The following is a 1240-nucleotide window of genomic DNA, read 5'->3' as shown; positions in this document are numbered from 1 at the left end:
GTGATAGTGGACGAATTTCACGAGCGTCGCTGGGACATTGATCTACTAACCGCAATTTTGAAGCAAGAAAATCAGCATCGATTGATAGTGACTTCTGCCACGTTAGAGGGCGAAAAACTCGCACATTATCTTAATGCTCATCGTCTTCGTTCAGAAGGGCGCTGTTTTCCTGTCTCGGTGACTCATCGAGTAATAGACAGTCGTCATCTGCCCAATAAAAAAGGGTGTGAAAATGACGTGGTGAAAACAGTAAAAGAAGCCCTTGAAGATGAGGAAGGCGATATCTTGGTGTTTTTACCTGGTCGAAAAGAGATCGCTCAGTGCGCGCAGATGTTACAGCACTTGGATGATGTGCTTGTGGTGAAGCTTCATGCTTCGGTCAGTGATGAAGAGCGACATCGAGCTTTAACTGTTCAAGCGCAGCGCAAAGTGGTGCTGGCAACCAATGTCGCGGAAACGTCGCTTACCATTCCTAATATCCGCGTTGTGATTGATAGCGGTTTGGAGCGAAGAACGGTTCAGCGCAACGGACGTACTGCTCTCACATTAACCAACATTTCAAAAGCCAGTGCAGCACAGCGAATGGGGCGTGCAGGGCGCGTAGCAGAAGGCACTTGTATCCGTTTATTTGGCGAACATGCTCCATTAGAGTTGGTCACGCCACCGGAGTTGCATCGTGAAGAGCTGGTAGAGCCCATGCTTGCGGCGGCGTGTTGTGGCTATCGTTTATCTGAGCTGCACTTTCTTGATGCGGTTCCAGAAAAGTCATTGAACGCAGCACTTCTGTGTTTGCAAGCGATGGGTGCATTAGACGATAACGGTGACGTAACTGAGCACGGCAAAAAAGTCTATCCACTGCCAATTGATGCGCTATTCGCCGAGCTGGTGACTCGCATTCCGACCAAAGCCGAAAAAGAAGCCATGATCGATTTAGCGGCAGCGCTCTCCGTGCCTGCACAGCTGTATCAACTGCAAGGGGGAGAGGCAGCAGAGGCTCTAGAGCAAGAAGAGCCTCTGGGGTGTGACGCGTCGCTAATGATTCGGTTGGTGCGTGGAGAACAGCTTCCTGCTGTGATTGTTGATACCAGTGTGCTGGAAGAAGCGCAAGGCTTAGCAAAGCAGATGCGGGACGTATTTGAATTGCCTCAATTGGAAGTGGCTTCGCGTTATCGACGAGATCAACTGACTCAAGCGATAGCGGCTTTGCATCCTGAATTGGTGTTTGTGCGCAGAGAGCGTC

The 1240-nt window shown here is 50.2% G+C and carries 1 protein-coding gene; it reads left to right on the top strand.

What is annotated here, in order from left to right:
- On the top strand, positions 1-1240 hold a 1240-nt coding region (locus tag R7O12_RS25625; RefSeq protein WP_318126867.1), incomplete at both ends, for a helicase-related protein.

This window comes from Vibrio sp. Vb1574 (genome assembly GCF_033338675.1).
Note: the sequence above shows the minus strand (reverse complement) of the source record. Positions and strands in the feature narration are given on the sequence as shown.